The organism is Cohnella faecalis (genome assembly GCF_003570905.1).
GTDB lineage: Bacteria > Bacillota > Bacilli > Paenibacillales > Paenibacillaceae > Cohnella > Cohnella faecalis.
The window spans coordinates 167,341-193,570 of sequence record NZ_QXJM01000016.1 but is presented as its reverse complement, the minus strand read 5'-3'; the positions used below and the strand labels follow the sequence as shown (position 1 = coordinate 193,570).

Annotated in this window: 16 protein-coding genes; 8 read left to right on the top strand and 8 right to left on the bottom strand. The window is 45.3% G+C overall.

Annotated elements, in window-relative coordinates; all coding sequences use genetic code 11:
- Positions 1–505 precede the first annotated feature (505 nt).
- The 4 genes from D3H35_RS03135 (at position 506) to D3H35_RS03110 (ending at position 3,905) form a co-directional block, all read left to right on the top strand.
- Entirely contained in the window at positions 506–757 is a 252-nt protein-coding gene (locus tag D3H35_RS03135) for a hypothetical protein (protein WP_147355723.1), read from the top strand.
- 1,417 nt (positions 758–2,174) lie between these two features.
- Entirely contained in the window at positions 2,175–2,495 is a 321-nt protein-coding gene (locus tag D3H35_RS35325; RefSeq protein ID WP_459178243.1) for an RHS repeat-associated core domain-containing protein, read from the top strand.
- A 196-nt stretch (positions 2,496–2,691) separates the two neighbouring features.
- Positions 2,692–3,435: a polymorphic toxin-type HINT domain-containing protein gene (locus D3H35_RS31945; RefSeq protein WP_233567724.1), complete on the top strand. Its 744-nt coding sequence runs from the start codon at positions 2,692–2,694 to the stop codon at positions 3,433–3,435.
- Positions 3,436–3,449: 14 nt separating this feature from the next.
- Positions 3,450–3,905, top strand: a complete 456-nt coding sequence (locus D3H35_RS03110) for a hypothetical protein (RefSeq protein ID WP_119147721.1) — start codon at positions 3,450–3,452, stop codon at positions 3,903–3,905.
- A gap of 84 nt (positions 3,906–3,989) precedes the next feature.
- Here D3H35_RS03110 and D3H35_RS34580 read toward each other — a convergent pair whose 3' ends face one another.
- Complete coding sequence (locus tag D3H35_RS34580; protein WP_378125050.1) at positions 3,990–4,430, bottom strand: transposase; 441 nt, start codon at positions 4,428–4,430, stop codon at positions 3,990–3,992.
- 717 nt (positions 4,431–5,147) lie between these two features.
- On the opposite strand from D3H35_RS34580, the gene D3H35_RS31940 reads away from it, so the two are divergent.
- Positions 5,148–5,453: a hypothetical protein gene (locus D3H35_RS31940; RefSeq protein ID WP_233567723.1), complete on the top strand. Its 306-nt coding sequence runs from the start codon at positions 5,148–5,150 to the stop codon at positions 5,451–5,453.
- A gap of 1,933 nt (positions 5,454–7,386) precedes the next feature.
- On the opposite strand, the gene D3H35_RS03090 is transcribed toward D3H35_RS31940, so the two are convergent.
- Positions 7,387–7,908, bottom strand: a complete 522-nt coding sequence (locus D3H35_RS03090) for a hypothetical protein (protein WP_233567722.1) — start codon at positions 7,906–7,908, stop codon at positions 7,387–7,389.
- 502 nt (positions 7,909–8,410) lie between these two features.
- Here D3H35_RS03090 and D3H35_RS34575 point away from each other — a divergent pair.
- Positions 8,411–8,851 (top strand): transposase, encoded by a 441-nt coding sequence (locus D3H35_RS34575; RefSeq protein ID WP_378125050.1) that lies wholly within the window; start codon positions 8,411–8,413, stop codon positions 8,849–8,851.
- 56 nt (positions 8,852–8,907) lie between these two features.
- Here D3H35_RS34575 and D3H35_RS03075 read toward each other — a convergent pair whose 3' ends face one another.
- The 4 genes from D3H35_RS03075 to purM all read right to left on the bottom strand — a co-directional run bounded on the left by D3H35_RS03075 (position 8,908) and on the right by purM (position 22,180).
- Positions 8,908–9,393 (bottom strand): hypothetical protein, encoded by a 486-nt coding sequence (locus D3H35_RS03075; protein ID WP_119147718.1) that lies wholly within the window; start codon positions 9,391–9,393, stop codon positions 8,908–8,910.
- Between the two features lie 166 nt (positions 9,394–9,559).
- Positions 9,560–15,619 carry a polymorphic toxin-type HINT domain-containing protein gene (locus D3H35_RS03070; RefSeq protein ID WP_119147717.1) on the bottom strand — a complete coding sequence of 2,020 codons (6,060 nt, stop codon included), beginning with the start codon at positions 15,617–15,619 and terminating at the stop codon, positions 9,560–9,562.
- Between the two features lie 45 nt (positions 15,620–15,664).
- Entirely contained in the window at positions 15,665–20,866 is a 5,202-nt protein-coding gene (locus D3H35_RS03065; RefSeq protein ID WP_233567721.1) for a S8 family serine peptidase, read from the bottom strand.
- A 273-nt stretch (positions 20,867–21,139) separates the two neighbouring features.
- Positions 21,140–22,180, bottom strand: coding sequence for a phosphoribosylformylglycinamidine cyclo-ligase (gene purM, locus D3H35_RS03060; protein ID WP_119147715.1), 1,041 nt, complete (start codon positions 22,178–22,180; stop codon positions 21,140–21,142).
- Between the two features lie 144 nt (positions 22,181–22,324).
- Here purM and pdxR point away from each other — a divergent pair, with 144 nt between their 5' ends.
- On the top strand, positions 22,325–23,782 hold the full coding sequence (gene pdxR, locus D3H35_RS03055) for a MocR-like pyridoxine biosynthesis transcription factor PdxR (RefSeq protein ID WP_119147714.1): 1,458 nt from the start codon (positions 22,325–22,327) through the stop codon (positions 23,780–23,782).
- A gap of 29 nt (positions 23,783–23,811) precedes the next feature.
- On the opposite strand, the gene D3H35_RS03050 is transcribed toward pdxR, so the two are convergent.
- Complete coding sequence (locus tag D3H35_RS03050) at positions 23,812–24,414, bottom strand: TetR/AcrR family transcriptional regulator (protein WP_119147713.1); 603 nt, start codon at positions 24,412–24,414, stop codon at positions 23,812–23,814.
- Positions 24,415–24,573: 159 nt separating this feature from the next.
- Between D3H35_RS03050 and D3H35_RS03045 the strand changes: the two genes are divergently transcribed.
- Complete coding sequence (locus D3H35_RS03045) at positions 24,574–25,332, top strand: SDR family oxidoreductase (protein ID WP_119147407.1); 759 nt, start codon at positions 24,574–24,576, stop codon at positions 25,330–25,332.
- An 81-nt stretch (positions 25,333–25,413) separates the two neighbouring features.
- On the opposite strand, the gene D3H35_RS03040 is transcribed toward D3H35_RS03045, so the two are convergent.
- On the bottom strand, positions 25,414–26,025 hold the full coding sequence (locus tag D3H35_RS03040) for a hypothetical protein (RefSeq protein WP_147355696.1): 612 nt from the start codon (positions 26,023–26,025) through the stop codon (positions 25,414–25,416).
- Positions 26,026–26,230 lie beyond the last annotated feature (205 nt).

Here is a 26,230-nt window from a genome sequence, read left to right as displayed (position 1 = left end):
CCAGCAATATCCTGATCCTAACCTTACAGGTGGTAATTAAAAACGGATACGATAACGACCGAATTTCTGGATTATAACGAAATCGTCAGGTTCTCTCGATCAGAGAGTCTTCCAGCGGCGCGCAGTTTGTCAGTCTTCCGTGAACACGGAATCTGAATTTACGTATACGACGTCGGTCAGGTAGACACGGAGAAGGTGAAGGTCACCTCAAGGAAGGCAATCCGCAATCCAATGTCATTGTCGATTATGATTATGACGCGCAGGGAGGGTTTATAAAAAAACGTATCCGGACGGCAACTACGAGGAATTTGAATACGATGCGCTGGATCGAACGAAGCTTTACAGAGTTAAGCGGTGAACAAACCCGAGCGGGTTACCGCTTATACGTATTCGGATTCCAGTCGTACATTTACTACGCTAAATCCGGATGGCACCGAAAGCATTTCCATTCAACGCCATTCGGACTTGAAATCAAGCAGCAGGTCAAGAAGGACACGATATCCGATTGATGTTAGTCAACGACACCTACGACGGTCTGAATATTAATAAATCCAAGCTTACGGCGATGCAGCTTATGCAAACGACGTATACTTACGATTCGCTAGGCAGACTCAAGACAACCGTTAACCCGGCAGCGGAGACGACAACCTATTATTATTCCAATAGTGCGAAGAACTTGGTTACGAACAAATCTACGTTTGCAAAATACGGTAAAAGTGGTTCAGCCGGATGGAAAAGAAGAAATTTCATACTATAACCCGTTGGCGAAACTGTCAAGGCGACGGCAACGACCCCAGACGCAGCTAAAAATATCGTTGCAACCTAATACCTACTCGAAGCTAGGCCAACTGCTTGAACAAAAAACAACGAGCGGCGGAATCGCTCAGACAACGAAATTGCGTACGACAGTTTCGGTAATTTAATCAAAGTGAACGATGCGGAAGGTCAGTCTTATTCTTATACGTACGACGGATGGGCAATCTAATCCGCTCGAAAACGGGTACGAAAACGACCAGTTACAGCTATAACGAGACCGGCTGGAGAATGAAGACCTAGAAACAGATGAAGCTCCTCAGACTTATGCCTACAAAATCAATGGACTGGTAGATTATTATGTCGATGCCAACGGCAAAAAGCATCAATACGAGTATTCGACGCATACCAGGTGGAAGCGTATAAGGTTTACAATGGGAGCAATCAGCTCGAATTGTCCGAAACGTACCAATATGATCCTGTAACGTACCTGGTTAGCAATGAACCAATTCCGCGAATGAGACCATTTGGTTATGTCTATGACAAGTGGGGCAACTTGGACACCTTCACTGTCGCGAGCCGCGTGTACGACGTCAATTACGATTCCAATCTACGGTTCAATTCGCTCAATATCCGGATCAGTCGAAGTTCTCTACACTTAACGATACTTCCAATCGCATCAATTCGGTGAGCTACCGGGAATGGGAACCATTACTTATGCTTACACGAAAGGAAGCAACAACTCGTCCTACACGATTCAGTATCCGAATAATAACAAGCAAGTAAAGCAATACGACGCATTCGGATCCGTCAGGCGATGAAAAGCTATTTGAACAACAGCACGACGCCTAACTGGTCGAGTCTTACGGAACGGACGGATTCGGCAACGTCAAGACGATCCAGAACGGAAGTGCGACCCGTACGTTCCAGTACGATGCGTTGAACCGTATAACTTCGGAGACCGCTTCTTCAGGTCAATTGACGTACACCTATGACGATATGGGCAACCGGTCGTCGTTGTCGGACAGCGGAGCCGTTCCTAGCGCCCCGCAGGTATCGAGAGTCTCTCCACCTATACGGCGAAGAATCAGCTTGCAACTTACGCAAACAATGGGGTTTCTTCGCAATATACGTACTATCCAAACGGTCTGAGAGCAACGAAAAAGGTAGGCAACGAGACGACGCGCTACGTCTATTTAGACGGTCAGATTATCGAAGAACTCGACGGTTCGGGCAATGTGAAAGCTCGAAATGTTTGGGCCAACGAGCTGCTGTATCGTCAAGACAACACGACCAACCAGCAAGGCTATTACTACTATAACGGTCACGGAGACGTCGTTAGCATCAAGGACGGCAATGGCAACCCACTCAACAGCTACGAGTACGATACTTGGGGCAATTTCACGAGTAAGTCCGAGACGATGTCCAATCCGTTCACGTATACGGGAGAAGTGTACGATAACGAGACGGGCTATATCTACCTCCGAGCTCGTTACTACGATCCTTCGATTGGGCGGTTTATTTCTAAGGATACGTATGAAGGACAGTTAGATAATCCGTTGTCCCTAAATAATTATACGTACGTTCATAACAATCCATTAATCAATATTGATCCAACAGGTCATTATTGTGTATCTGCAGATGGTATGAATGCTCATTCTGGACTTTGTAAGGACGACAGTAATAAACCAACTAGACAAATAACAAAAGATACATCAATGATTAACGCTCTGCGTATATAGTTGACGGTGTGGTGAAAGGTTACTATAACACAGAAGGTAACCTCGTCATGTTCCTGAAGATAAGTGGGCTAATCAAACTTTTTGGAGCATAATAAGTGAAAAAGAATATAACGATCTATATGTCCTGTACGCAAGTTATTCCGGCTCCCCGCCTCCAACTACGAATACATGGAACAATTCAAATGTTTCGCCGGGCTTGAGATATAATAGTGGAAAATCAGGCGGCAAAAGTAATGTTAAAGTAGTAAATCCATGCAACTGTTTTACAGCAGGAACCAAGGTTCAAACTGACGAAGGGGAGAAGAATATCGAAGACATTAAAGTCGGAGATAAGGTTCTTTCCAAGGATGAAAAGACTGGCGATGTAGCTTATAAAGAGGTAACGGATACGTTCAACCATGAGACGGATGAGATATACAGCATTCAAGTAGGAGGTCAAACGATAGAATCGACCTTTAACCATCCGTTCTATGTGAAGGAAACAGGATGGACGTTTGTTAAAGACCTCAAAGTCGGTGACTTGCTTGTTCAGAGTGACGGGAATACACTCAAGATAGACAGCATCGAACTGGAGTACAAGCACGTCACGGTTTACAACATGACGGTTGATGAGTTCCATACGTACTTTGTCTCCGACCTTGGGATTTGGGTGCACAATACTAATAAATGTACTTTCAGAGATGTTTCTAAATTGAGTAGTTGGACAAAAACAACGAATGGTCCTAAGGGGGCATTAAAAGAACAGGGGTTTACGTTTGTTAAGAGAGAAGTACGTGGTAATGGACTAATCATTGATTACTACAAGGATGGCAATGGTCATTATGCACAACTTCATACAAACCAACTGAATAATACAGGAGCTCCTGGGAAATATGATCCGCAACATTTTCACTATACAGATTCAAATGGAAATAGTATCAATAATAGCCATTACTACTAATGGAGGGTTGACAAATGATTTGCTTTAAGTATTCCAGACCGTATTTTCTAATTGAAGATTCTATTTTACCTTTTCGAACAGAATTATATTTCGAAATATTTAATTGCTTTCTAGATGAAGACGAAATTTTGTTATTTGCTGGGCCAGTAAAAACAACAGATCGGGAGTATCTGAAATATATAGAAGAGCGCAAGGTATTAACGGGCTCCATTGATACGTGGTCATGGTGGCCAAAGTCAAGGAAGGAAATTATTTGGTTTAGGCCAAACACTAAATTGGAAATCTTGAAGGAGATAAGAGTTTTTTGTTCATGCTTTGTCACTGAAACTAAAAATAAAAATATTATCAATTTTAGTTATGCTTTGACTCTGGAGGAAACCGATGAAGGTATATGCCTATACATCTCTGAAAAGCAGAGCGGTAGCTTTTTGTCTGAAGTATTCCAAAGATTAAAAAGTCTTGAAGGATGACAAAATTTTATATGAATCATTGATTTAACAAGATCTTAGGGGCGATTTGGTCAAGATACCATTTAGTGAGAATTATAAACACACCTAGGCTACAAGCTGATTCCTGTACTCAACAGGAGTCAGCTTGTTTAGTTTTCGTTGTGCTCTATCTTCGTTGTAAAAACGAATGTATTCCTTAATTCTTCTTTGTGCCTCGTCGATTGATCGTATATCATAGGGGTAGAGTGCTTCGACTGTAAGATGAGAGAAGAAGCTCTCCATTGAGGCGTTGTCATAACAATTGCCTCGGCGTGACATGCTGATTTGGGCGCCAACCTGTGGCAGCATGTCGTGGTAGGCACGAGACGTGTAGTGGCTTCCTTGATCGCTGTGAACGATCAATCCAGTCACGTCTTTATGTTTATCAAAGGACTTCCTGAACGTCTCTAAGACAAGCGGATTCATTGTACGACTGATTTGGTATCCGACGATTTCATTGTTCCATAGATACTTGATTGCGGATAAGCAGATCTTCTCATCTAACACACGATATTGCGTAATGTCTGTTACCCACTTCTGATTAGTTTTATCAGCGGTGAAATCCTTTACAGCTTATTTTCTGCAATTCTGCCATCTGATACGGCAGCTTCATAACTCGTTCTATGGACATATTTGCGGCGTATGATTGCTTTAATACCGAGCTCCTACATTAATCGACCTTTTTGTGATTGATTACAAGGCTGTATTGTCTGTATAGCTCATCTTGCACACAACGATATCCTACGGTCTTGATGATACCGAATTAGCCGAATACGAAGCAGAAAATAAAGGCTATCGGAAAGATGTTTTTGTGAAGATTCAAGATGATTATTACAACCTCCGAACTGAAAATATCAAGGAAATCATTTGCCTGCTTTATGATGACGGGTATTTTAAACATCTTAAACCTGTCGATAAAGGAGTTCATGGTTTCGCATAATTTAACTTCGACCTTGAGGAAAACCTTCCTATGGCCTATTGATGTTAAACAAGACGGAACTTGAATAGGATGATCGAATTGGAAATAAATTTAAAACAGTCTTACGGTGTGATTAAGCATAGCATGTCAACTGAGAATATTGCTGATTTGATAAGTTTATTTATTGAAAAGGATTCGATCGCGTTATTTTCTTTTTATGAAAGAAATATGCATCTGTTTGACGTAAACACACAAAAGTTTATCTCAGATAGATTTGTTTTTGTGAATTCTGAATGGGTTTTGCCATGGGAGAATCTATTCCTCATTGGGATGAACCGGATCAAACACCTCCAAAAATAATATGGTTTTCGGTAACGCAAAAGGAGGATATGATAAAAGCAATTGAAATTGATTATTTATTTAGATGTATTGTTATTAAGCAGGGCGAAGAGTTTAAACGATGTACAAATGTTCTATTTCATCAGGAATATTATTCGTCTGTTGATGAAGAGGACTATGAATATTATTTAGGTTTTACAAATAAGGATTTCTTTTTTGTTAATTCTTTGGACGAAGTTAAAGAAAGGTTTGAGATAAGATTAATAGAGTAGGCGGTTAAGTAGACTTTGGGAGGATTCTCAAGGTCTTTTTTTTTGCCCCTACGTAAAAGCGGCACGATAACGACCGAATTTCTGGGGGCGGCTACATGCAAATCACTTGTTGTCGTAGAAATCGATGATTGGCTTAATCCATTATTTATAAGAAGAACGCAAGGGGTTACGGAGATTGTTGAATCTATTAATAAAGCAATTGAATATATAGAATCCATTATCTGATTAGTTATATTATTGTCGTTCACCACATGCGAGTGTCATAACTCCATGTGTTTTTGGTGTATCCCTTTTCCGAAATTAAATATCAAAATCATCTCGCGCACTAATAATACATAATTTGACAAAAATCGACTTTCAAATGTAAGATTCAAGTAGTTCTAAAAAAAGTTGTGATGAGCAAACGGGATGTGGGACAGGGTGAGAGGTGCATTTTCGTTTAGTTAAGCAAGCGCTTACTCCGAGAGGACCCAACGCGCAAGGGATCAGGCCATTTCATTCTTATGCCGCAGCCGTAATCAAGCGGCATTCGACAAGTACTTCGAGATTTGCACAAGACGGGTTATTGACGGGAATCCCGGAGTATTGAGAATGCGACATTGCCCGAATTTTCCTTGAACGGGACACTAGTCGTCTCACTCCAATCGCCGGACAGAGTTTACGAGCTAACAAGGGATATGCTGTGAAGCAAGCGCAAAGTCTGCCGCAGGGTGTTTTGTTTTGTACGGGCACGTGGCGGTAAACACGGGGCAAGTGAACCGAAATCCGGTCAAAAAATAGGCGTAAACAGAGGTTGCCGTGATTGCGACCGGCACGGCGAATTTATCGAGTGGGACAAGCAGTCGGTAAGCACTTTGGATAATTGGCCCCATGAGTTTACGGTGCAGACCGGTGCGAAAGAAAGCGGCGCTGCCGTTTTGGTCAAAGCGGTTGATGGAAGCGGCAGGGATGTCGTTATAATATCGAGGCATTGCCTGATATAAAAGCGCTCCCGGCTTCGATATTCACCGATTTGACAAACGGCGCTTCTTTCGCACCGGTCTGCACCGTAAACTCATGGGGCCAATTATCACAGTGCTTACCGACTGCTTGTCCCACTCGATAAATTCGCCGGTGCCGGTCGCAATCACGCAACCTCTGTTTACGCCTATTTTTTGACCGGATTCGGTCACTTGCCCGTGTTTACCGCCACGGTGCCCGTAAAAAACAAAACACCCTGCGGCAGACTTTGCGCTTGCTTCACAAGCATATCCTTGTTAGCTCGTAATCTGTCCGGCGATTGGAGTGAGACGACTAGTGTCCCCGTTCAAGGAAAATTCGGGCAATGTCGCAATTCTCAATACTCCGGGATTCCGTCAATAAACCCGTCTTGTGCAAATGCTCGAAGTACTTGTCGGGAATGCCCGGCTTGATTACGGCTGCGGCATAAGAATGAAATGGCCTGATCCCTTGCGCGTTGGGTCCTCTCGGAGTAAGCGCTTGCTTAACTAAACGAGATAATGCACCTCTCACCCTGTCCACACTCCCGTTATGCTCATCACAACTTTTTTTAGTAACTACTTGAATCTTACATTTGAAAGTCGATTTTTGTCAAATTATGTATTATTAGTGCGCGGAGATGATTTTGATATTTAATTTCGGAAAAGGATACACCAAAAACCACATGGAGTTATGACACTCGCATGTGGTGAACGACAATAATATAACTAATCAGATAATGGATTCTATATATTCAATTGCTTTATTAATAGATTCAACAATCTCCGTAACCCCTTGCGTTCTTCTTATAAATAATGGATTAAGCCAATCATCGATTTCTACGACAACAAGTGATTTGCATGTAGCCGCCCCAGAAATTCGGTCGTTATCGTGCCGCTTTTACGTAGGGGCAAAAAAAAGACCTTGAGAATCCTCCCAAAGTCTACTTAACCGCCTACTCTATTAATCTTATCTCAAACCTTTCTTTAACTTCGTCCAAAGAATTAACAAAAAAGAAATCCTTATTTGTAAAACCTAAATAATATTCATAGTCCTCTTCATCAACAGACGAATAATATTCCTGATGAAATAGAACATTTGTACATCGTTTAAACTCTTCGCCCTGCTTAATAACAATACATCTAAATAAATAATCAATTTCAATTGCTTTTATCATATCCTCCTTTTGCGTTACCGAAAACCATATTATTTTTGGAGGTGTTTGATCCGGTTCATCCCAATGAGGAATAGATTCTTCCCATGGCAAAACCCATTCAGAATTCACAAAAACAAATCTATCTGAGATAAACTTTTGTGTGTTTACGTCAAACAGATGCATATTTCTTTCATAAAAAGAAAATAACGCGATCGAATCCTTTTCAATAAATAAACTTATCAAATCAGCAATATTCTCAGTTGACATGCTATGCTTAATCACACCGTAAGACTGTTTTAAATTTATTTCCAATTCGATCATCCTATTCAAGTTCCGTCTTGTTTAACATCAATAGGCATAGGAAGGTTTTCCTCAAGGTCGAAGTTAAATTATGCGAAACCATGAACTCCTTTATCGACAGGTTTAAGATGTTTAAAATACCCGTCATCATAAAGCAGGCAAATGATTTCCTTGATATTTTCAGTTCGGAGGTTGTAATAATCATCTTGAATCTTCACAAAAACATCTTTCCGATAGCCTTTATTTTCTGCTTCGTATTCGGCTAATTCGGTATCATCAAGACCGTAGGATATCGTTGTGTGCAAGATGAGCTATACAGACAATACAGCCTTGTAATCAATCACAAAAAGGTCGATTAATGTAGGAGCTCGGTATTAAAGCAATCATACGCCGCAAATATGTCCATAGAACGAGTTATGAAGCTGCCGTATCAGATGGCAGAATTGCAGAAAATAAGCTGTAAAGGGATTTCACCGCTGATAAAACTAATCAGAAGTGGGTAACAGACATTACGCAATATCGTGTGTTAGATGAGAAGATCTGCTTATCCGCAATCAAGTATCTATGGAACAATGAAATCGTCGGATACCAAATCAGTCGTACAATGAATCCGCTTGTCTTAGAGACGTTCAGGAAGTCCTTTGATAAACATAAAGACGTGACTGGATTGATCGTTCACAGCGATCAAGGAAGCCACTACACGTCTCGTGCCTACCACGACATGCTGCCACAGGTTGGCGCCCAAATCAGCATGTCACGCCGAGGCAATTGTTATGACAACGCCTCAATGGAGAGCTTCTTCTCTCATCTTACAGTCGAAGCACTCTACCCCTATGATATACGATCAATCGACGAGGCACAAAGAAGAATTAAGGAATACATTCGTTTTTACAACGAAGATAGAGCACAACGAAAACTAAACAAGCTGACTCCTGTTGAGTACAGGAATCAGCTTGTAGCCTAGGTGTGTTTATAATTCTCACTAAATGGTATCTTGACCAAATCGCCCCTAAGATCTTGTTAAATCAATGATTCATATAAAATTTTGTCATCCTTCAAGACTTTTTTAATCTTTGGGAATACTTCAGACAAAAAGCTACCGCTCTGCTTTTCAGAGATGTATAGGCATATACCTTCATCGGTTTCCTCCAGAGTCAAAGCATAACTAAAATTGATAATATTTTTATTTTTAGTTTCAGTGACAAAGCATGAACAAAAAACTCTTATCTCCTTCAAGATTTCCAATTTAGTGTTTGGCCTAAACCAAATAATTTCCTTCCTTGACTTTGGCCACCATGACCACGTATCAATGGAGCCCGTTAATACCTTGCGCTCTTCTATATATTTCAGATACTCCCGATCTGTTGTTTTTACTGGCCCAGCAAATAACAAAATTTCGTCTTCATCTAGAAAGCAATTAAATATTTCGAAATATAATTCTGTTCGAAAAGGTAAAATAGAATCTTCAATTAGAAAATACGGTCTGGAATACTTAAAGCAAATCATTTGTCAACCCTCCATTAGTAGTAATGGCTATTATTGATACTATTTCCATTTGAATCTGTATAGTGAAAATGTTGCGGATCATATTTCCCAGGAGCTCCTGTATTATTCAGTTGGTTTGTATGAAGTTGTGCATAATGACCATTGCCATCCTTGTAGTAATCAATGATTAGTCCATTACCACGTACTTCTCTCTTAACAAACGTAAACCCTGTTCTTTTAATGCCCCCTTAGGACCATTCGTTGTTTTTGTCCAACTACTCAATTTAGAAACATCTCTGAAAGTACATTTATTAGTATTGTGCACCCAAATCCCAAGGTCGGAGACAAAGTACGTATGGAACTCATCAACCGTCATGTTGTAAACCGTGACGTGCTTGTACTCCAGTTCGATGCTGTCTATCTTGAGTGTATTCCCGTCACTCTGAACAAGCAAGTCACCGACTTTGAGGTCTTTAACAAACGTCCATCCTGTTTCCTTCACATAGAACGGATGGTTAAAGGTCGATTCTATCGTTTGACCTCCTACTTGAATGCTGTATATCTCATCCGTCTCATGGTTGAACGTATCCGTTACCTCTTTATAAGCTACATCGCCAGTCTTTTCATCCTTGGAAAGAACCTTATCTCCGACTTTAATGTCTTCGATATTCTTCTCCCCTTCGTCAGTTTGAACCTTGGTTCCTGCTGTAAAACAGTTGCATGGATTTACTACTTTAACATTACTTTTGCCGCCTGATTTTCCACTATTATATCTCAAGCCCGGCGAAACATTTGAATTGTTCCATGTATTCGTAGTTGGAGGCGGGGAGCCGGAATAACTTGCGTACAGGACATATAGATCGTTATATTCTTTTTCACTTATTATGCTCCAAAAAGTTTGATTAGCCCACTTATCTTCAGGGAACATGACGAGGTTACCTTCTGTGTTATAGTAACCTTTCACCACACCGTCAACTATATACGGCAGAGCGTTAATCATTGATGTATCTTTTGTTATTTGTCTAGTTGGTTTATTACTGTCGTCCTTACAAAGTCCAGAATGAGCATTCATACCATCTGCAGATACACAATAATGACCTGTTGGATCAATATTGATTAATGGATTGTTATGAACGTACGTATAATTATTTAGGGACAACGGATTATCTAACTGTCCTTCATACGTATCCTTAGAAATAAACCGCCCAATCGAAGGATCGTAGTAACGAGCTCGGAGGTAGATATAGCCCGTCTCGTTATCGTACACTTCTCCCGTATACGTGAACGGATTGGACATCGTCTCGGACTTACTCGTGAAATTGCCCCAAGTATCGTACTCGTAGCTGTTGAGTGGGTTGCCATTGCCGTCCTTGATGCTAACGACGTCTCCGTGACCGTTATAGTAGTAATAGCCTTGCTGGTTGGTCGTGTTGTCTTGACGATACAGCAGCTCGTTGGCCCAAACATTTCGAGCTTTCACATTGCCCGAACCGTCGAGTTCTTCGATAATCTGACCGTCTAAATAGACGTAGCGCGTCGTCTCGTTGCCTACCTTTTTCGTTGCTCTCAGACCGTTTGGATAGTACGTATATTGCGAAGAAACCCCATTGTTTGCGTAAGTTGCAAGCTGATTCTTCGCCGTATAGGTGGAGAGACTCTCGATACCTGCCGGGGCGCTAGGAACGGCTCCGCTGTCCGACAACGACGACCGGTTGCCCATATCGTCATAGGTGTACGTCAATTGACCTGAAGAAGCGGTCTCCGAGTTAATACGGTTCAACGCATCGTACTGGAACGTACGGGTCGCACTTCCGTTCTGGATCGTCTTGACGTTGCCGAATCCGTCCGTTCCGTAAGACTCGGACCAGTTAGGCGTCGTGCTGTTGTTCAAATAGCTTTTCATCGCCGTGACGGATCCGAATGCGTCGTATTGCTTTACTTGCTTGTTATTATTCGGATACTGAATCGTGTAGGACGAGTTGTTGCTTCCTTTCGTGTAAGCATAAGTAATGGTTCCCATTCCCGGGTAGCTCACCGAATTGATGCGATTGGAAGTATCGTAAGTGTAGAGAACTTCCGACTGATCCGGATATTTGAGCGAATTGAACCGTAGATTGGAATCGTAATTGACGTCGTACACGCGGCTCGCGACAGTGAAGGTGTCCAAGTTGCCCCACTTGTCATAGACATAACCAATGGTCTCATTCGCGGAATTGGTTTCATTGCTAACCAGGTACGTTACAGGATCATATTGGTACGTTTCGGACAATTCGAGCTGATTGCTCCCATTGTAAACCTTATACGCTTCCACCTGGTATGCGGTCGAATACTCGTATTGATGCTTTTTGCCGTTGGCATCGACATAATAATCTACCAGTCCATTGATTTTGTAGGCATAAGTCTGAGGAGCTTCATCTGTTTCTAGGCTCTTCATTCTCCAGCCGGTCTCGTTATAGCTGTAACTGGTCGTTTTCGTACCCGTTTTCGAGCGGATTAGATTGCCCATCCGGTCGTACGTATAAGAATAAGACTGACCTTCCGCATCGTTCACTTTGATTAAATTACCGAAACTGTCGTACGCAAATTTCGTTGTCTGAGCGATTCCGCCGCTCGTTGTTTTTTGTTCAAGCAGTTGGCCTAGCTTCGAGTAGGTATAGGTTGCAACGATATTTTTAGCTGCGTCTGGGGTCGTTGCCGTCGCCTTGACCAGTTCGCCCAACGGGTTATAGTATGAAATTTCTTCTTTTCCATCCGGCTGAACCACTTTTACCGTATTTTGCAACGTAGATTTGTTCGTAACCAAGTTCTTCGCACTATTGGAATAATAATAGGTTGTCGTCTCCGCTGCCGGGTTAACGGTTGTCTTGAGTCTGCCTAGCGAATCGTAAGTATACGTCGTTGCATAAGCTGCATCGCCGTAAGGCTTGGATTTATTAATATTCAGACCGTCGTAGGTGTCGTTGACTAACATCAATCGGATATCGGTGTCCTTCTTGACCTGCTGCTTGATTTCAAGTCCGAATGGCGTGAATGTGGAAATGCTTTCGGTGCCATCCGGATTTAGCGTAGTAAATGTACGACTGGAATCCGAATACGTATAAGCGGTAACCCGCTCGGGTTTGTTCACCGGCTTAACTCTGTAAAGCTTCGTTCGATCCAGCGCATCGTATTCAAATTCCTCGTAGTTGCCGTCCGGATACGTTTTTTTGATAACCCGTCCCTGCGCGTCATAATCATAATCGACAATGACATTGGATTGCGGATTGCCTTCCTTGAGGGTGACCTTCACCTTCTCCGTGTCTACCTGACCGACGGTCGTATACGTAAATTCAGATTCCGTGTTCACGGAAGACTGACCAAACTGCGCGCCGCTGGAAGACTCTCTGATCGAGAGAACCTGACGATTTGCGTTATAATCCAGAAATTCGGTCGTTATCGTATCGCTTTTAATTACACCTGTAAGGTTAGGATCAGGATATTGCTGGGTTATCGTCGTTTTTTTCAATTCGTTGCGGCGGTTGACATTCGCGTCGTTAGCCGGGTAGTACTCGTATTCTTCAATCCCCTTGTAAGCAGAGTCGGCGCTAATTTGCGTTTTCTTGCTTAAATGATGGTTTGGTCCGTTGTACTCGTAAGTAACGGTGTTATTCTTGGCGTCTTTTTCGGTTAGAACTTTCCCCCACGTATCGTAAGTCGTATCCTGAACAAGCGTACCTAAACTGTTCACGGAGCCTTTGTTTGAGACCGAAGTAAGATTCAGACCGTCATAGTCGTAACCGTAAAACGTACTGGCCTTATTATCGTTCTCATATTGGATCTGGTTTGCCGTGTCAATCGCGCTAAATGGGTTATAATCGGTCCCTTGTTCCGTCCAAGTCTCCGTTAAATTCATATGACGGAATTTAGCGATATTGTCGTGTATTTCAAATTTTTGATAGGCGCTTCGAGTTTTCCCCGACTCGGTTCCGGGCGAGCGGGTCTCGATGATTTGTTGATGTCCGTAACGAGTAGCGAGATGCAGACGATAGTTCGTGTCGCCATACATGGAATTGTGGCTTTTCAACACTTCGTTGATAGGGTAATTTTTTACTTTGTTGTAGCTGGCGTAAGTATCCGTCAGCACTTTGGTTACTCCATCTTGAGTGTACTTGTAATTGACTTGATTAACAGCGTGATAGGAAATGTATTGCAGTGCGAATTGATCCATGAACAGGCGCGTAGTGCCACGAGTTTGCTCACGGTTTCCGATTGTAGTAAGCGAAATTGTGGACCAAGCACGATTGTATTTGTCATACGTATACTGAATTTCCAATCCGTTGTAAAGAGTAACGGTGTTGAGAAGCAAATACATCGTTTCACCGTATGTCTCCGCTCTTCTAGTCTCCACCTGGACGGTTTCAAAGAAATTATTAACGATGCCGTCGTTGTTCCATAGAATTACATTATTCTGGCCTTTCGTACAACTGCAAAAGGGATGTTGAACGGTAGCTTCCGCGTCGGATTGCGCATAATAATAGTACCCTTGGGGGCCGAGATTGAAATCTGCAACCGTGTCCAATGACAAGTCCTTATAAGTATAACTAGCTATAGTTTTAGTTTCGCCTTTGACGGTATAGGTCACGCTGTTCAATGTCCAATAAGGAGAGTTCGCTATATAAGTATCGACTCCGAAGTGTTTTAACAAAGCCGAATCCTTCATTTTACGCTCGACAACGTATTGTCCGGACTTGATGGCGGTACTGCCGATTGACGCTGAAAATCCCATCACATTCTTGGTAGTCAAATTGCGTTGAATGACGATGTCTCGATTGTAGGAATCTTTAATAATCAGTACATTTTCGGTATGGGTATAGGTGATCTGATCTCCGTACTCGTTCTTCTTGCTTTTTATTTTCCCGGAAGCGTCAAAAGTATAGAACACTTCATTGTCGATGGAAATAACGTATTCAACTGCATCGGATGCAATTCTTTGTTTGTACGCTGTAACGTTCTGATAAGGATACTCAGTTGCCGAAAGTGTTTTTTTCGTATAATCGCTTGAACCAATTGCACCGTAAAAATCTTTGAACTCGACAGAATCGCCGTTATCGAGTTGAAAAGTCACTTTATTATAGCCCTTATCAACGCCATCTACTTTGTATGGGAAAAAAATATACCAAACGCTTTCACAACTTCCTTCCGTTGAAGTAGAAGACGCGCAAGCATTCGTTCTGCGTATGGAATTAAGATCTGCCTCAATGTACTGAACCGACATCGTCGGAATATTCAACGACCATCCAGTTGCAATAAAATTAGGGTCGCTTGCGATGACTAAATCATTAATGCTCGTAGTATAATTATGCGAACCCTGTGAATAAACGTTATCCGAGTAATAAGCAATCATCTGCGGGCTGAACAGTTTGCTGTTCATCGAGTTGTATGTGCGTACTAGCGAAAAATCTAACCCCTTTTTGCCGTTCAAAAACAAGTCGACAGACTTTTGGTTAGCCGTTCGATACAACGGATCGACTACTTCGCCGGAATTAACCTTGTAGTTATACTCCGTTTTTTGCTCGTTAATTGTATACTGGGAGCTGGCTAGAGTGCGAACTTCGCCGCGTTCATTGGATTTCGAAGTTTTGACTTTGCCCGGGTTCGCTTGCCGAAGCTCCTTCGTTTTCTTCTCTATCTGATCCTGGGAATCTTTCATAATATTCCGCACATGCTCACGATACGCCTGTTCTTGCTTTTCCGTGAGACTTGACGATTTGGCTTTGACTTCCGGAAGCGTGCTTGAATACGCCTCGTAAGCGATCGGTGCATAGCTTTTCAATTGTTGCTTCTGCTTATTGGACAGTGCAGCCATTTTTTGTTGGACGATATCGTAATTCCAGTCGAGTACTTCCAGCTTTTCCGTATCGGTTAACGTTTCGAAAAAATCGGGATAGTAGTAGGCTCCGATTTTGTAGATATCGGAAGACAGGTTTTGCTTTGCTGTTTGTCTGTCCTTATCGGCCTTGCTTTTAGAAGCGGAAACTTTGTGGGCTAGCTCGTCTTTTGTGTCTTTATCAGTAATCGTAATCTCTTTGCCTTCGAACGGATTGATTTCTGCCTTATCGTCAACAGGAACTTCCTTCAATCCGTTAACCGATAAAACCTTGCTGTTGCTGCTGGCCGCATACACGTTGCCAAACGGAAGGCTCGATTGGATGAGAACAACTGCAAATAGAAAGGAAATAATTATTTTTTGAGACAGTCGATTTTTCAACTTTTTCACTCCACCCGAATGTATTCGAATTTAGAATATTAATGATTAATGATAGGTGATAGACGGATTCCAATTCGTGCTATCGTTCGCGCTTGTAGCATTGCTATTGACGACAAAATAAATCGCATCCCCCGCCGCTACTGACGTCATCATATCGATGTTGTAGCCGTAAGCATTATCGTAAGCGATCTCTCTCCAGCCGACTGCCGGCCATATTTGCGTGCCGTTTTTCATGATTTTGACTCGTACTCCGTCTCCGCCGCCGACATCGCCCTTGGCCACATTGCCCGCTATCGTGATCGTGCCCGGAACGGATGCCACCCATTTCCGAACGGCATCGGTCGTGCCCGGCAATTGGGACTGACTTTTTATTTCCGTTTTACTCGTGTTATTGACCCATTTCCCTGTCTTAAGCTCCCAGGTTAACGGAATATACGACGTACCGTTCCATTCGGCATACGACCAATTTTTATATCCTTGCGTCTGACTAAAATCGGATAGCGCTGTCGTATTATTGGTAGGATCGTACCATTTTCTTTGCAGCAGATTGCCGTTTCGGTCGTACAAGTAACGTATTGCGTTGCCGGTCGGATAGTTAATGCTCATCAACCTGCCTGACGTATCGTACGAATAATCTTTGCCGCTGTCGGAGTATACTTTGGCCGTTGCGTTCCCTACGAATACTCGGTTGCCCGTAATGTTAGTAGCATAGACGTGAGTAATATAGTTACCCCGCTCGTTCTTGTGTTGATTGATAGGAACAGCAGCTTTCCAAGTGCCGTTGCCCATATTGGTGCCTGCATGGGAGACGATGTCGTCTTGTCCTCCGGCTTCCGTCCAAGTTACAAATTCGACGTTAGCTACTCCCGTTCCGGTATCCGTTACGCCATATGCGAATACTTCATACGAGCCGGAGCTTGCCGCTACAAGTCCAGGATTGCTAATGCTGGATGCCGAAGGATAATTGATGTCTACCACCGTAACCGTCTTCGTAAGAATAGCCCCGAACCAACCGAAGTTATCTTGTCGCATCTGCCAATCCGTCGTCTTGCTTCCCATAGATCCCGCCCCTGTCGGAGCTGTCATCACGAAATTGAATGTATATTGTTGTCCCGGGCTTATGGCCTGTCCGGCCGGAATTTGTTGACGAATGGCTGCGAACGGATCGCTGTCTCCTACCGCCCCCAGCGAAAATCCGGTCCCCGCCTCCCAAGTAACCGTCGAATCGTTGCGAACGGTAATCGCCACGTTATAGGACTTCCCGGCTTCCATGTTTGTCGGAATGGTGTCACTCAGGATTGTAGCGTTTCTTGTGTTGGAGACGGTGATGGTTCTTGTTGTTAATGTTGTCTTAACATCGATATAAGAAACCGAACGAGCCGATAACGTGTGCGTTCCATTCGTTAACACCGCGCTATCGAACCAGGCCATCCATCCTGCATCATGATTGTTGTAAGTGGTGTTGGCTGTGTAGATATCTTCGCGATTGTAACCATATACAGCCGTTGCTTTTACAATTCCGTCTACCAATAATTCGACCCTATCGACCCCTAACCCGTCTAGTGCCCATCCCGAGACTTCGAACGTACCGTTTACGGTCTGACCGCTTGTCGGTTTTTCCATTGCCCCTTTGGCTGACAATAGGGAGCTCACTTTTATTCTTGTATTTAACGGGGTACTGTCAATATTGATGAGCTTTACGTAATAAGTCACTCCTGAAGTTAAATAGACGTTCGCCTCCGAAAAATACGTACCATTCGCATCGTCGTTCTCCCCGTAAGGAAGAACGTTTTGAAAAGCTTGATCGGTGCTGACTGTCAGCATGGTATCCGATACAGGATTATTGCTATTCCCTCCGTAATAAGTCGTATTGAAACGGTACGTTCCTGTTGATGACGGCGTAAATTTGAACAGCTTTATGCTTCCTGTTGAAGGTGCAACGTCAACAGAAGTATTGAGACTAAGCGTCGTCACCGATAATGTAGCTACGCTTAATCGGGCATGCACGACATTTCCGTTGACTTCGGATACTTTCAAATAAACGGACTGTCCGCCGACTACAGGCACAATTAGTTCGGAAAACAAGGAATTACCGACATTATCGTTATAGTCAATTAAATTATTCAAATCCACATCGGAGAATATTTCTAGCATGGTATCATTAATACCGCCGCTGCTTGTTCCTCCGTAGTATCCGGTTGATACCTTATACATACCACCAGATGACGGAGCTGTTAGTTTGTATATTTGCGAACCTCCCGTTCTCGAATCCCCATCCACATACGATCCGCTACTAACGGTCGGCGGGTAGGCACTTACCTTTAATCGAGCGCGCAAAGGATCGCCGTAGTAACTGCCGGTCACTTTCAAATAAACCTTAACTCCTGCTGTCAAAGAGATGGCTATCTCGGAAAAGTTAGTGCTAAAATAGCCATTGTCATCGTTCCAAGCAATCATGCTCGTCAATCGAGCATCATCATAGAGTTCCAATCTAGTGTCGTTATCGGCACCCGTTCCTCCGTACGCTCCGGTGTAAAACTTATACATCCCGGTTGACGAAGGCGTAAACGAGTACACTTTCAACACTCCTGTTGAATAATCCGCATCAATGGAAGAGGTTAACGAAAGCGCAGGGACGCTGACAGCGGCCACGCTTAATCGGGCACGAAGATTGCTGTAGGGACTTCCAACTTGCATGTAGTACGTGGTTCCAGCTGTCATGTACAGCGATACTTCTGAAAACGTATTTCCTGTATAGGCATCATCGTTGTAATCTTCCAAATAGAGAAAATCCATATCCGAATATACATTTAACATAGTATCGTTTAACCCGCCGCTGCTTGTTCCGCCATAATAAGTCGTAAAAAACCTATAAAAGCCTGAGGACGAAGCCGTAAACTTATAAGGCACAAATTCATCTTGCGGAGAGTTAACATCCACCGTACCACTTACCGCGATGGTCGGGGCGAACACCTTAGCCAGCAGGCGGGCATGCACATCACCGCCGCCATAGCCGCTCAGAACCAAATAAACTTTGACTCCGCCGGTAAGAACGACATCAATCTGAGAGAATGGGGCATTGGCACCGTCGTCGTTCCAATCGATCATATTCGTAAGATTGGCATCCGAATAAAGATCCAGCACCGTATCGCTCGCCGCGCCGGTTCCTCCATACGGGCTAGTCATTAGCCTATACTTGTCCGTGACGGAAGGTGTGAACGAATAAACCTGAGTGACGCCTGCAGCCAAGTTAACGTCGACAGCCGTGTTCAGCGTTAACGTTTTGACCGCTTGAATGGTTACGGAGCTCGATTGCGCGGTCAGAGCCTCCGTCTCTGTATCGGAGGAAACCGGCTCTGGGGCATTGACTAGAATCGTAAATTCGTCGGACTGCTCCGGAGCCTCCGGATACGCCAGACGAATGGAGTAGCTGCCAGGCACCGTTGAAGCAGATGTGTTCCACGTATAAGATGCCGTTAACTCGGTCGGATAGGACGTGTCGGACGCAACGATCGCCTTTGTTTCTATATTGGTAACCGTAACGAATATCTTCGAGCGAGGCTGCGGCCAGCTTACGTAAACCGTTACCGGTTGCCCTGCGGGCACGATTTGACCGTCGCCGGACCGGTATACCGCGCCAGTTACCGTCTGTCCGGAAGCGCCTGCGCCCGGCAGCGTTAAAGCTGCAGTTCCGTCGGCTATCGCTTTCTTGTAGCTGTCTTCAAGAGCTTTGAATTCGTCGGCCTTCGCTTTTAGCTCGTTCTTGATGGTCAAAGCCTTCGAAGCGCTCTCGGCTTTCGTCTTCGTCGTCGGCTTCGAATCCGCTGCCGACGGCGCCGCCGCCCCATGCAACTGAGCGCTCTGCTTATGCAGGCTATAATATTGATTTTGCAGTTGCTTAGCCAGATCAATGTTGCCGGCAGCTTGCGCTTTCCGCTTCAGCGCGTCCAGCTGATCGCTTAATTCCAGCAATCGGAGATCCAGCGCGTTCACGTTGAATGTGTCTCCATCGGCATTATCGGGAACGCTTGGCTCTTGCGAAGGGTTAGAGTCAATCGGCTCAACCGGTCCGTCGATCAGTTGAAGAGCTTTCGCAACGTTGACAAGCCCGCGCCCATATTCATGCACATTGCCGAGTGGCGTAGCGGTATCGTAAAGCTGCTGCTTGACCTGCTCCGGCGACCAATTTTTGTTCTTCGACCATAGAAGCGCAGCAGCTCCGGTAACGTGCGGAGTGGCCATGGAAGTGCCGGACAGCACTCCGTATTCTCCGTCCGAAGTCGTGCTGAGAATGTCGGTTCCCGGCGCAGCCAAGTCCAATTGACTTCCGGTGCTGGAGAACGAAGCTCTCTGATATTTGTCGTTAACGGCGGCAACGGACACGGCTTCGGAGTAACGAGCCGGGTACAGCTCGGTCTCTTCGCCTGCGCCGCTGTTCCCTGCTGCGGCAATGACGAGGATGCCCTGGTCGGCCGCCGCTTTGATCGCCTCATGGAGCGCTTGGCTGTCTTCCGTTCCTCCGAAGCTCATCGAAATGATGTCCATCTTATTGTCGATGGCCCACTCGATCCCTTGAATGACTTGGCTGTAGCTCCCCTCTCCCGTGCCATCCAGCACTTTGACGGCGTACAGGCTAACTTTGGAGGCAGCGCCGACAACGCCGATTCGGTTATCCAAAGCGGCGATCGTCCCCGATACGTGCGTCCCGTGGCCGTTGTCGTCCAAATAGCTCGGGTGGTCGGGAACGAAAGAAACTCCCCCCGCGATTTTAAGATCCGAATGTTTGGCTATCCCGGTATCCATGACCGCGACTTTAATGCCGTTTCCGTTGATCTTTTGCTCAGCCGCCAGCTCCGCTCCAATCGCATGAATTCCCCATGGAACGGTCTCCGCTTTTTTATTTACTTTCTTAACGGAAGCGTCCTTCTTGTTCAGAGCGCCCACGGAAGCGATGTTGACGGCGGAGTCGGCTTCCACGTACAGGACGTCGGCGTCGTTGCTGACTTTGCTTAACTCCTCCGGGCTCATACTAAGCGCCAACGTATTGGATCTTTTCGCTTTTTTGGCCTTTTTGTTTTTGAGGCCCTTTCTTGCAACGAACTGATCGGACGAGGCTTCTTTTTTCAAGCCGATAATATAGTTTTTGGGCGCACCGCTTTCGTTCTTGGCAGCCCCCGCATTAGGCGCAACGGTAGAAAACAATAACGCCGCCAAAGTTAGAATAATACCTTTTTTCTTAAAATTCACAATACTCCCCAACCAACCCATGAAAATACTCCCTTCAGCTATGAAATGCAACTTCTACTAGAATATAGGGCATTCAGCCCTCTTTCATTAGGATATTTTGTCGAATTAATAGATTGATTGTTGAATTATGTCGAACTATAGCGATTCATAAAAATAGTTGTCTGAAAATGAGGTATAAAGACTTAACGGAAAGAAGCCAGCCCCCATTTGAGGAGACTGGCTTCTTTTTCAATCATGATCGCCTTCGCAAGTCCGCTTAAGATTGACCCCAGCTTAATCCCATCGCAGCTGGCCCAAAAATTCGACCTGTTGCGCCCCCTCCACGATTTCCCCGATCGTATAGGAATGGCAACCAACCACCCGAAGATGCTCTCGAATAACCGGAACGTCCGCCGGATCGGCAACGACCGTTAACCCGACTCCCATATTGAACGTTCGCAGCATATCCTCGGTCGGTACGTTGCCGAAGGAACGGATGACGCTGAATATCGGAAGCACCTCGATTAGACTTAAGTCGATTCTCGCGCTCGTCCCCTCCGGCAAAATCCGAGCTAGATTTCCAGCAATTCCCCCGCCCGTAATATGAGCCATCCCATGGACGGCTCCCCGCTCGAACAAATCCTTCAGCGGCCCATAGTAACACTTGTGCGGACGGAGAATGGCATCCAGAAACGGCTCGCCATCAATCACGAGGTTCTCGATTTCGGGCGCTGCCTCCATCATTTGTCTGACGAGCGAGTAACCGTTCGTATGGAGTCCGTTCGAAGCGATGGCGAGAACGGCATCTCCTCTGCGAATTCGGCTACCGTCTATTATTTTGTTCCTGTCCACCACCCCTACGATGCTCGCGTTCAGCATGTAGCGGCCTTCGGCCAGCAGGCCCGGCTGCTCCGACGTTTCCCCGCCGATCAGACTGCAGCCCTGCTCCCGGCAAGCATTGGAGATATATTTCACAATGTCGACGACCGTCTCTTTATCCAGCTTCCCGCACAAAATCGTGTCCAAAACCGCTTCGGGCTTCGCACCCATTACAATAATGTCGTTCACCAAATGGTTAACGAGATCGTAGCAGATGCTCTCTACTCTGCCATGCTTGAACGCCAACAGCTGCTTGGATCCCGGCTCTTCCGCCTTCATCACAAGCACCGGGTTAGCGACGTCATGGAAATCGGCAACGAACAGAGAGGCGAACGCCCCCGGTTTGTGGATTACGCGGCGGTCGGCCGTCACCATCGAGCCCGTCATCCCGGCTTTCGCTTCGTTCGCCTTGTCGATATCTACTCCTGCGTCTCTATACGTCCGTCCTGCGTCCATGTTATCGCTCCTATCGAATAGTAGTCCAAGCTCTATTTTCGATTATAGCGAGCAAGTGTCATTTTCAAATGGACAGAAATTTTCTATACTTAATGACAGATTGATGTGCTGCAAAATAGTCTGCCACAGAAGGAGACCTCTTCCGTGCTCATCCCTCCGCCATTCGACGGCTCTTCGAACGAGCCGAGCTATATGCGGATTTACCGCTTCTATAGAGAACAAATTTTGCTCGGGGCGATTCCGCGGCACGCAAAGCTGCCCTCTATTCGAGCGCTCGCGCAGCATCTCGGCTTAAGCCGCAATCCGGTCGAGACAGCCTATGCCCACTTGGTAGCGGAGGGGTACGTCGTCAATAAAGAGAAAAGCGGTTATTTTGCCGTCGAGCTGGAACGGCCCCCCTCTGCTGAGGCTCCGCCAGCCTCCCCCGCCGATCTGCTCGCCGGGTCAACGAAAACAAGCGCCGACGACGAGCCCATCGAACCAATCAAGCTCGATTTCAGCCACGACTCCGTCAACATGGACCTTTTTCCGCTCCGGCTGTGGAAACAACTGAGCGCACAAGCGCTGCGGGAAGCGGATCGAAGTCTGTTCCATTACGGAGACGGAAAAGGCGAGCCGTATTTGCGTAACCTCATCCGGTCGCTGCTGCGGCAAAATCGGGGCGTTGTGTGCGAGCCGGAGCAAGTCATCGTTACTTCCGGAACCCAGCAATCCATCCTAATCTTGAGCTCTCTTATTCGCAGCGAGCGGGGAAAGCTTGCCGTCGAGGCTGCGATGCATCCCGGCATTTATCGTATTTTTCGGCAGCAGCACCTGCGCCCGGTTCCGATTCCGCTGGAAGAAGACGGCCTGAGCTGTGACACGCTCCTGACTCAAGCTTCATTGAGCGGAGTTTATGTAACGCCCTCGCATCAGCTTCCTTACGGAACGATACTTCCGGCCGCCAAGAGAGCGAAGCTGCTGCAATGGGCGAATAGAACAAACGGCTGGATTATCGAGGACGATTACGACAGCGAATTTATATACGAAGGGCGGCCTCTGCCCGCGCTTCAGGGAATGGACAAGACAGGCCGCGTCATCTATCTGGGTACGTTCTCCAAAGCGCTTGCTCCCGCCGTTCGGCTAAGCTATCTGGTTCTGCCTCCCGTTCTGCTGGAACGATTCGACGCAGAGTTCGCGCATTACGATCAGACGGCATCCCGGTTGACGCAAAAAACGATGGAGCTTTTCATAGCGAAAGGGCATCTGGATAGGCATATCCGAAAAATGCGAAAATCGTACGACCTCAACAGGAAGACGCTGATCGCCGCCATTGAGACGCATTTCCAAGGGCAAGCGAATGTGTCCGGCGCCTCTTCGGGCCTGCATCTGCTGCTGCGAGTCCATTCGAATGAACCGATGGAGGAGCTTGTCCGAAGGGCGGCGGCGTGCGGGATCAAAGTCGATCCGGCCTCGCGTTATCATGTTTCGGAAGAGGAATCATCGACCGTATTCGAACAGCCGGGTTCTCCCTTTTCCAGCTTCGTGATGGGCTTTGGCGGGTTAACCTCCGAACAGATCGAACTAGGCATTCGGACGCTGGCCTCGGTATGGACAAGATAAGCGGGAGGGGGACTCGCAAAATACACGCCCTACCTCTCCGGGACGACGTTCGTCTTTGCCTCCGTTGGCCGCCACTGAATCATCAGGATTAGTTGCTCCTGCATATAGGACGACGAGTACGCAAACCCGCTCTCTATCCAATAGAAAATAAGGCCGAGCAGTCCGTGGATCGCGTAATTAGCCAGAAGCTCGGGGTTGATGCCGTTGTCGGAATACACGAGCTCGTTCATCGAAACATCCTTCAACGCCCGGAACATCTTTTCTCGCAAATTCGAAATGACATTGCTTCGAAGCAGAATCGCGTAGACCGATGAATAGTGGAGAACATGTTCGAAAATCCTAACGGAGTTGGCAGTCAGCTCATTAATTCGGAAAATATCCTGGTTCTCGTAGGGAGAACGATAAGACTTCAGCAGCTCCCGAATCAGTTCGTCGATGATGTCGTCGAGCAACGCTTCCTTGTTCACATAATGAGTGTAGAAAGTTCCGCGGTTATAATTCGACAACTCTACAATTTCAGTGATCGTTATAGCGTCGAAATCTTTATCAGCCATCAGCTTCAACAAAGCTTGCTTAAGCGCTTCTTTGCTCCGAATGACTCGGCGATCCACTTTTTTCTCCGGTTGGGACATACTGATCATCCTTTTATTCAACATTGTCGTCCGATTTGTTCGTTAGCTGACATTTGAACGGTTTTTACTGATTGTCCGGTCTGTGCCTTTATTATTATACTCAAATTAAACGGATGTATTGTTATTGAACATCTGTACAACAACGGGAGGTATTTTCAGATGAGACTTTCTGGTAAAGTTGCCGTCATTACAGGTGCCGCTTCAGGCATGGGAAAAGCTATTGCCGAGCTCTATGCATCCGAAGGCGCCAAGGTTGTTGTATCCGATTTGCGCATTGATGCCGCGCAGACGGTCGTAACGGACATTGAGTCCAAGGGCGGCACTGCAATTGCCATAGCGGCGAATGTAGCCAAAGAAGATGACGTTCAGAACTTAATCGATACAACCGTGAAAACATTCGGCACAGTAGACATTCTCGTCAATAATGCGGGGATCATGGATAACTTCGTCCCGGCAGCCGATCTGACCGACGAGCTGTGGGAGCGGATTTTCGCCATTAATACAACCGGCCCGATGCGGACAACCCGCAAAGTGCTTCCGCTCTTCACCGAGAAGAAAAGCGGCGTTATCGTTAATATCGCATCGGCAGGCGGACTGCAAGGCTCCCGAGCGGGCGCTGCCTATACCGCTTCCAAGCATGCGGTTGTCGGATTTACGAAAAACGTCGGGTTCCAATATGCGACCCAGGGAATTCGCTGCAATGCGATTGCTCCGGGAGGAGTCAACACCAATATCGGCACTTCGATTACCGAACCGAACCCATTCGGCATGGAAAGAGCCATGGCCGGGATCAGCTTGAATCCTCGCGCGGGCGAGCCGGAAGAGATTGCCAAGGTCGCGCTGTTCCTTGCCTCGGACGATGCCAGCTTCGTCAACGGCACCGTCGTTACCGCCGATGCGGGATGGACGGCTTATTAAGCTTTGAATGCGAAACAACACGCCGAATGGATCGGCGTGTTGTTTTTTCTTTTTTGGGATAAATTGGTTCTTCCTCACGATTTACGGTATAGATTTCTTTATGCTTTTCTTAGCGGCATAGAAGCCGTATGCAATAATGAGCACTATTGCAATGATGCCTCGATACCAAGGGCCTTCAAAAAGAGATAACGGCGATAAAACAAAGAGAAAGAATAACATCCAATTCAACCAGGAATTGTTGAACCGCTTTTTAATAATAACAAGACTCACCATAGAAATCATAAGTGTTCCATAAATAACGACGGCCATGACCACTGAAATATATAAGATTTGTTGTGTTATTGTCGACTCACTCATTAAAAAAATAAAGTAAATTGTAAGTAACAGCAGAACTAAATTACAAAAGGTAGGCATGAGAGGATAAACAAAAGGAGCAAGCTTGGACTTCATAAAGTTTTCAATTGAAGTTACACCATCACTGCTTTTAGAAGTTATAGAATCGTATTGATTTCGTTTTAAGCGGAGGATTTCATCCTTAATTTTCGTATAGAGCTCTTCAATGAGTCCCTTTCTTTTTTCAATGTCACTTTCATTTTTACATTGCATCGATTCCTTTAACAACTCATAGGGCATTAGAGAAGATGCTTTGGACATCTTTTCTGCGACATCGAAGAAGTCAGATTGATCGTGCAAATATTTGTATATTTCCAACTCCAATTCGGAATAGCAGTCTAATGCCTTATCGGTCCTTTGCTGATCAAATGATAGTGATATAGAAAAAAGCTACATAAGGATTTGGAAATGCTGTTTTAATAAATTCTATTATGTAAGTCAAAGCGCAACCAAGTCCTCCTCCGCTAAAAAGAAATTCCCAATCCTATAATAGCAGAGTTTTCGA

What these genes read in the sequence shown, in the direction of transcription:
- D3H35_RS35325 (WP_459178243.1), top strand. Translation starts at nt 2,175, where the DNA reads ATGTCCAATCCGTTCACGTATACGGGAGAAGTGTACGATAACGAGACG.
- D3H35_RS03110 (WP_119147721.1), top strand. Translation starts at nt 3,450, where the DNA reads ATGATTTGCTTTAAGTATTCCAGACCGTATTTTCTAATTGAAGATTCT.
- D3H35_RS31940 (WP_233567723.1), top strand. Translation starts at nt 5,148, where the DNA reads ATGGGAGAATCTATTCCTCATTGGGATGAACCGGATCAAACACCTCCA.
- D3H35_RS03090 (WP_233567722.1), bottom strand. Translation starts at nt 7,908, where the DNA reads ATGATCGAATTGGAAATAAATTTAAAACAGTCTTACGGTGTGATTAAG.
- D3H35_RS03075 (WP_119147718.1), bottom strand. Translation starts at nt 9,393, where the DNA reads ATGATTTGCTTTAAGTATTCCAGACCGTATTTTCTAATTGAAGATTCT.
- purM (WP_119147715.1), bottom strand. Translation starts at nt 22,180, where the DNA reads ATGGACGCAGGACGGACGTATAGAGACGCAGGAGTAGATATCGACAAG.
- D3H35_RS03050 (WP_119147713.1), bottom strand. Translation starts at nt 24,414, where the DNA reads ATGTCCCAACCGGAGAAAAAAGTGGATCGCCGAGTCATTCGGAGCAAA.
- D3H35_RS03045 (WP_119147407.1), top strand. Translation starts at nt 24,574, where the DNA reads ATGAGACTTTCTGGTAAAGTTGCCGTCATTACAGGTGCCGCTTCAGGC.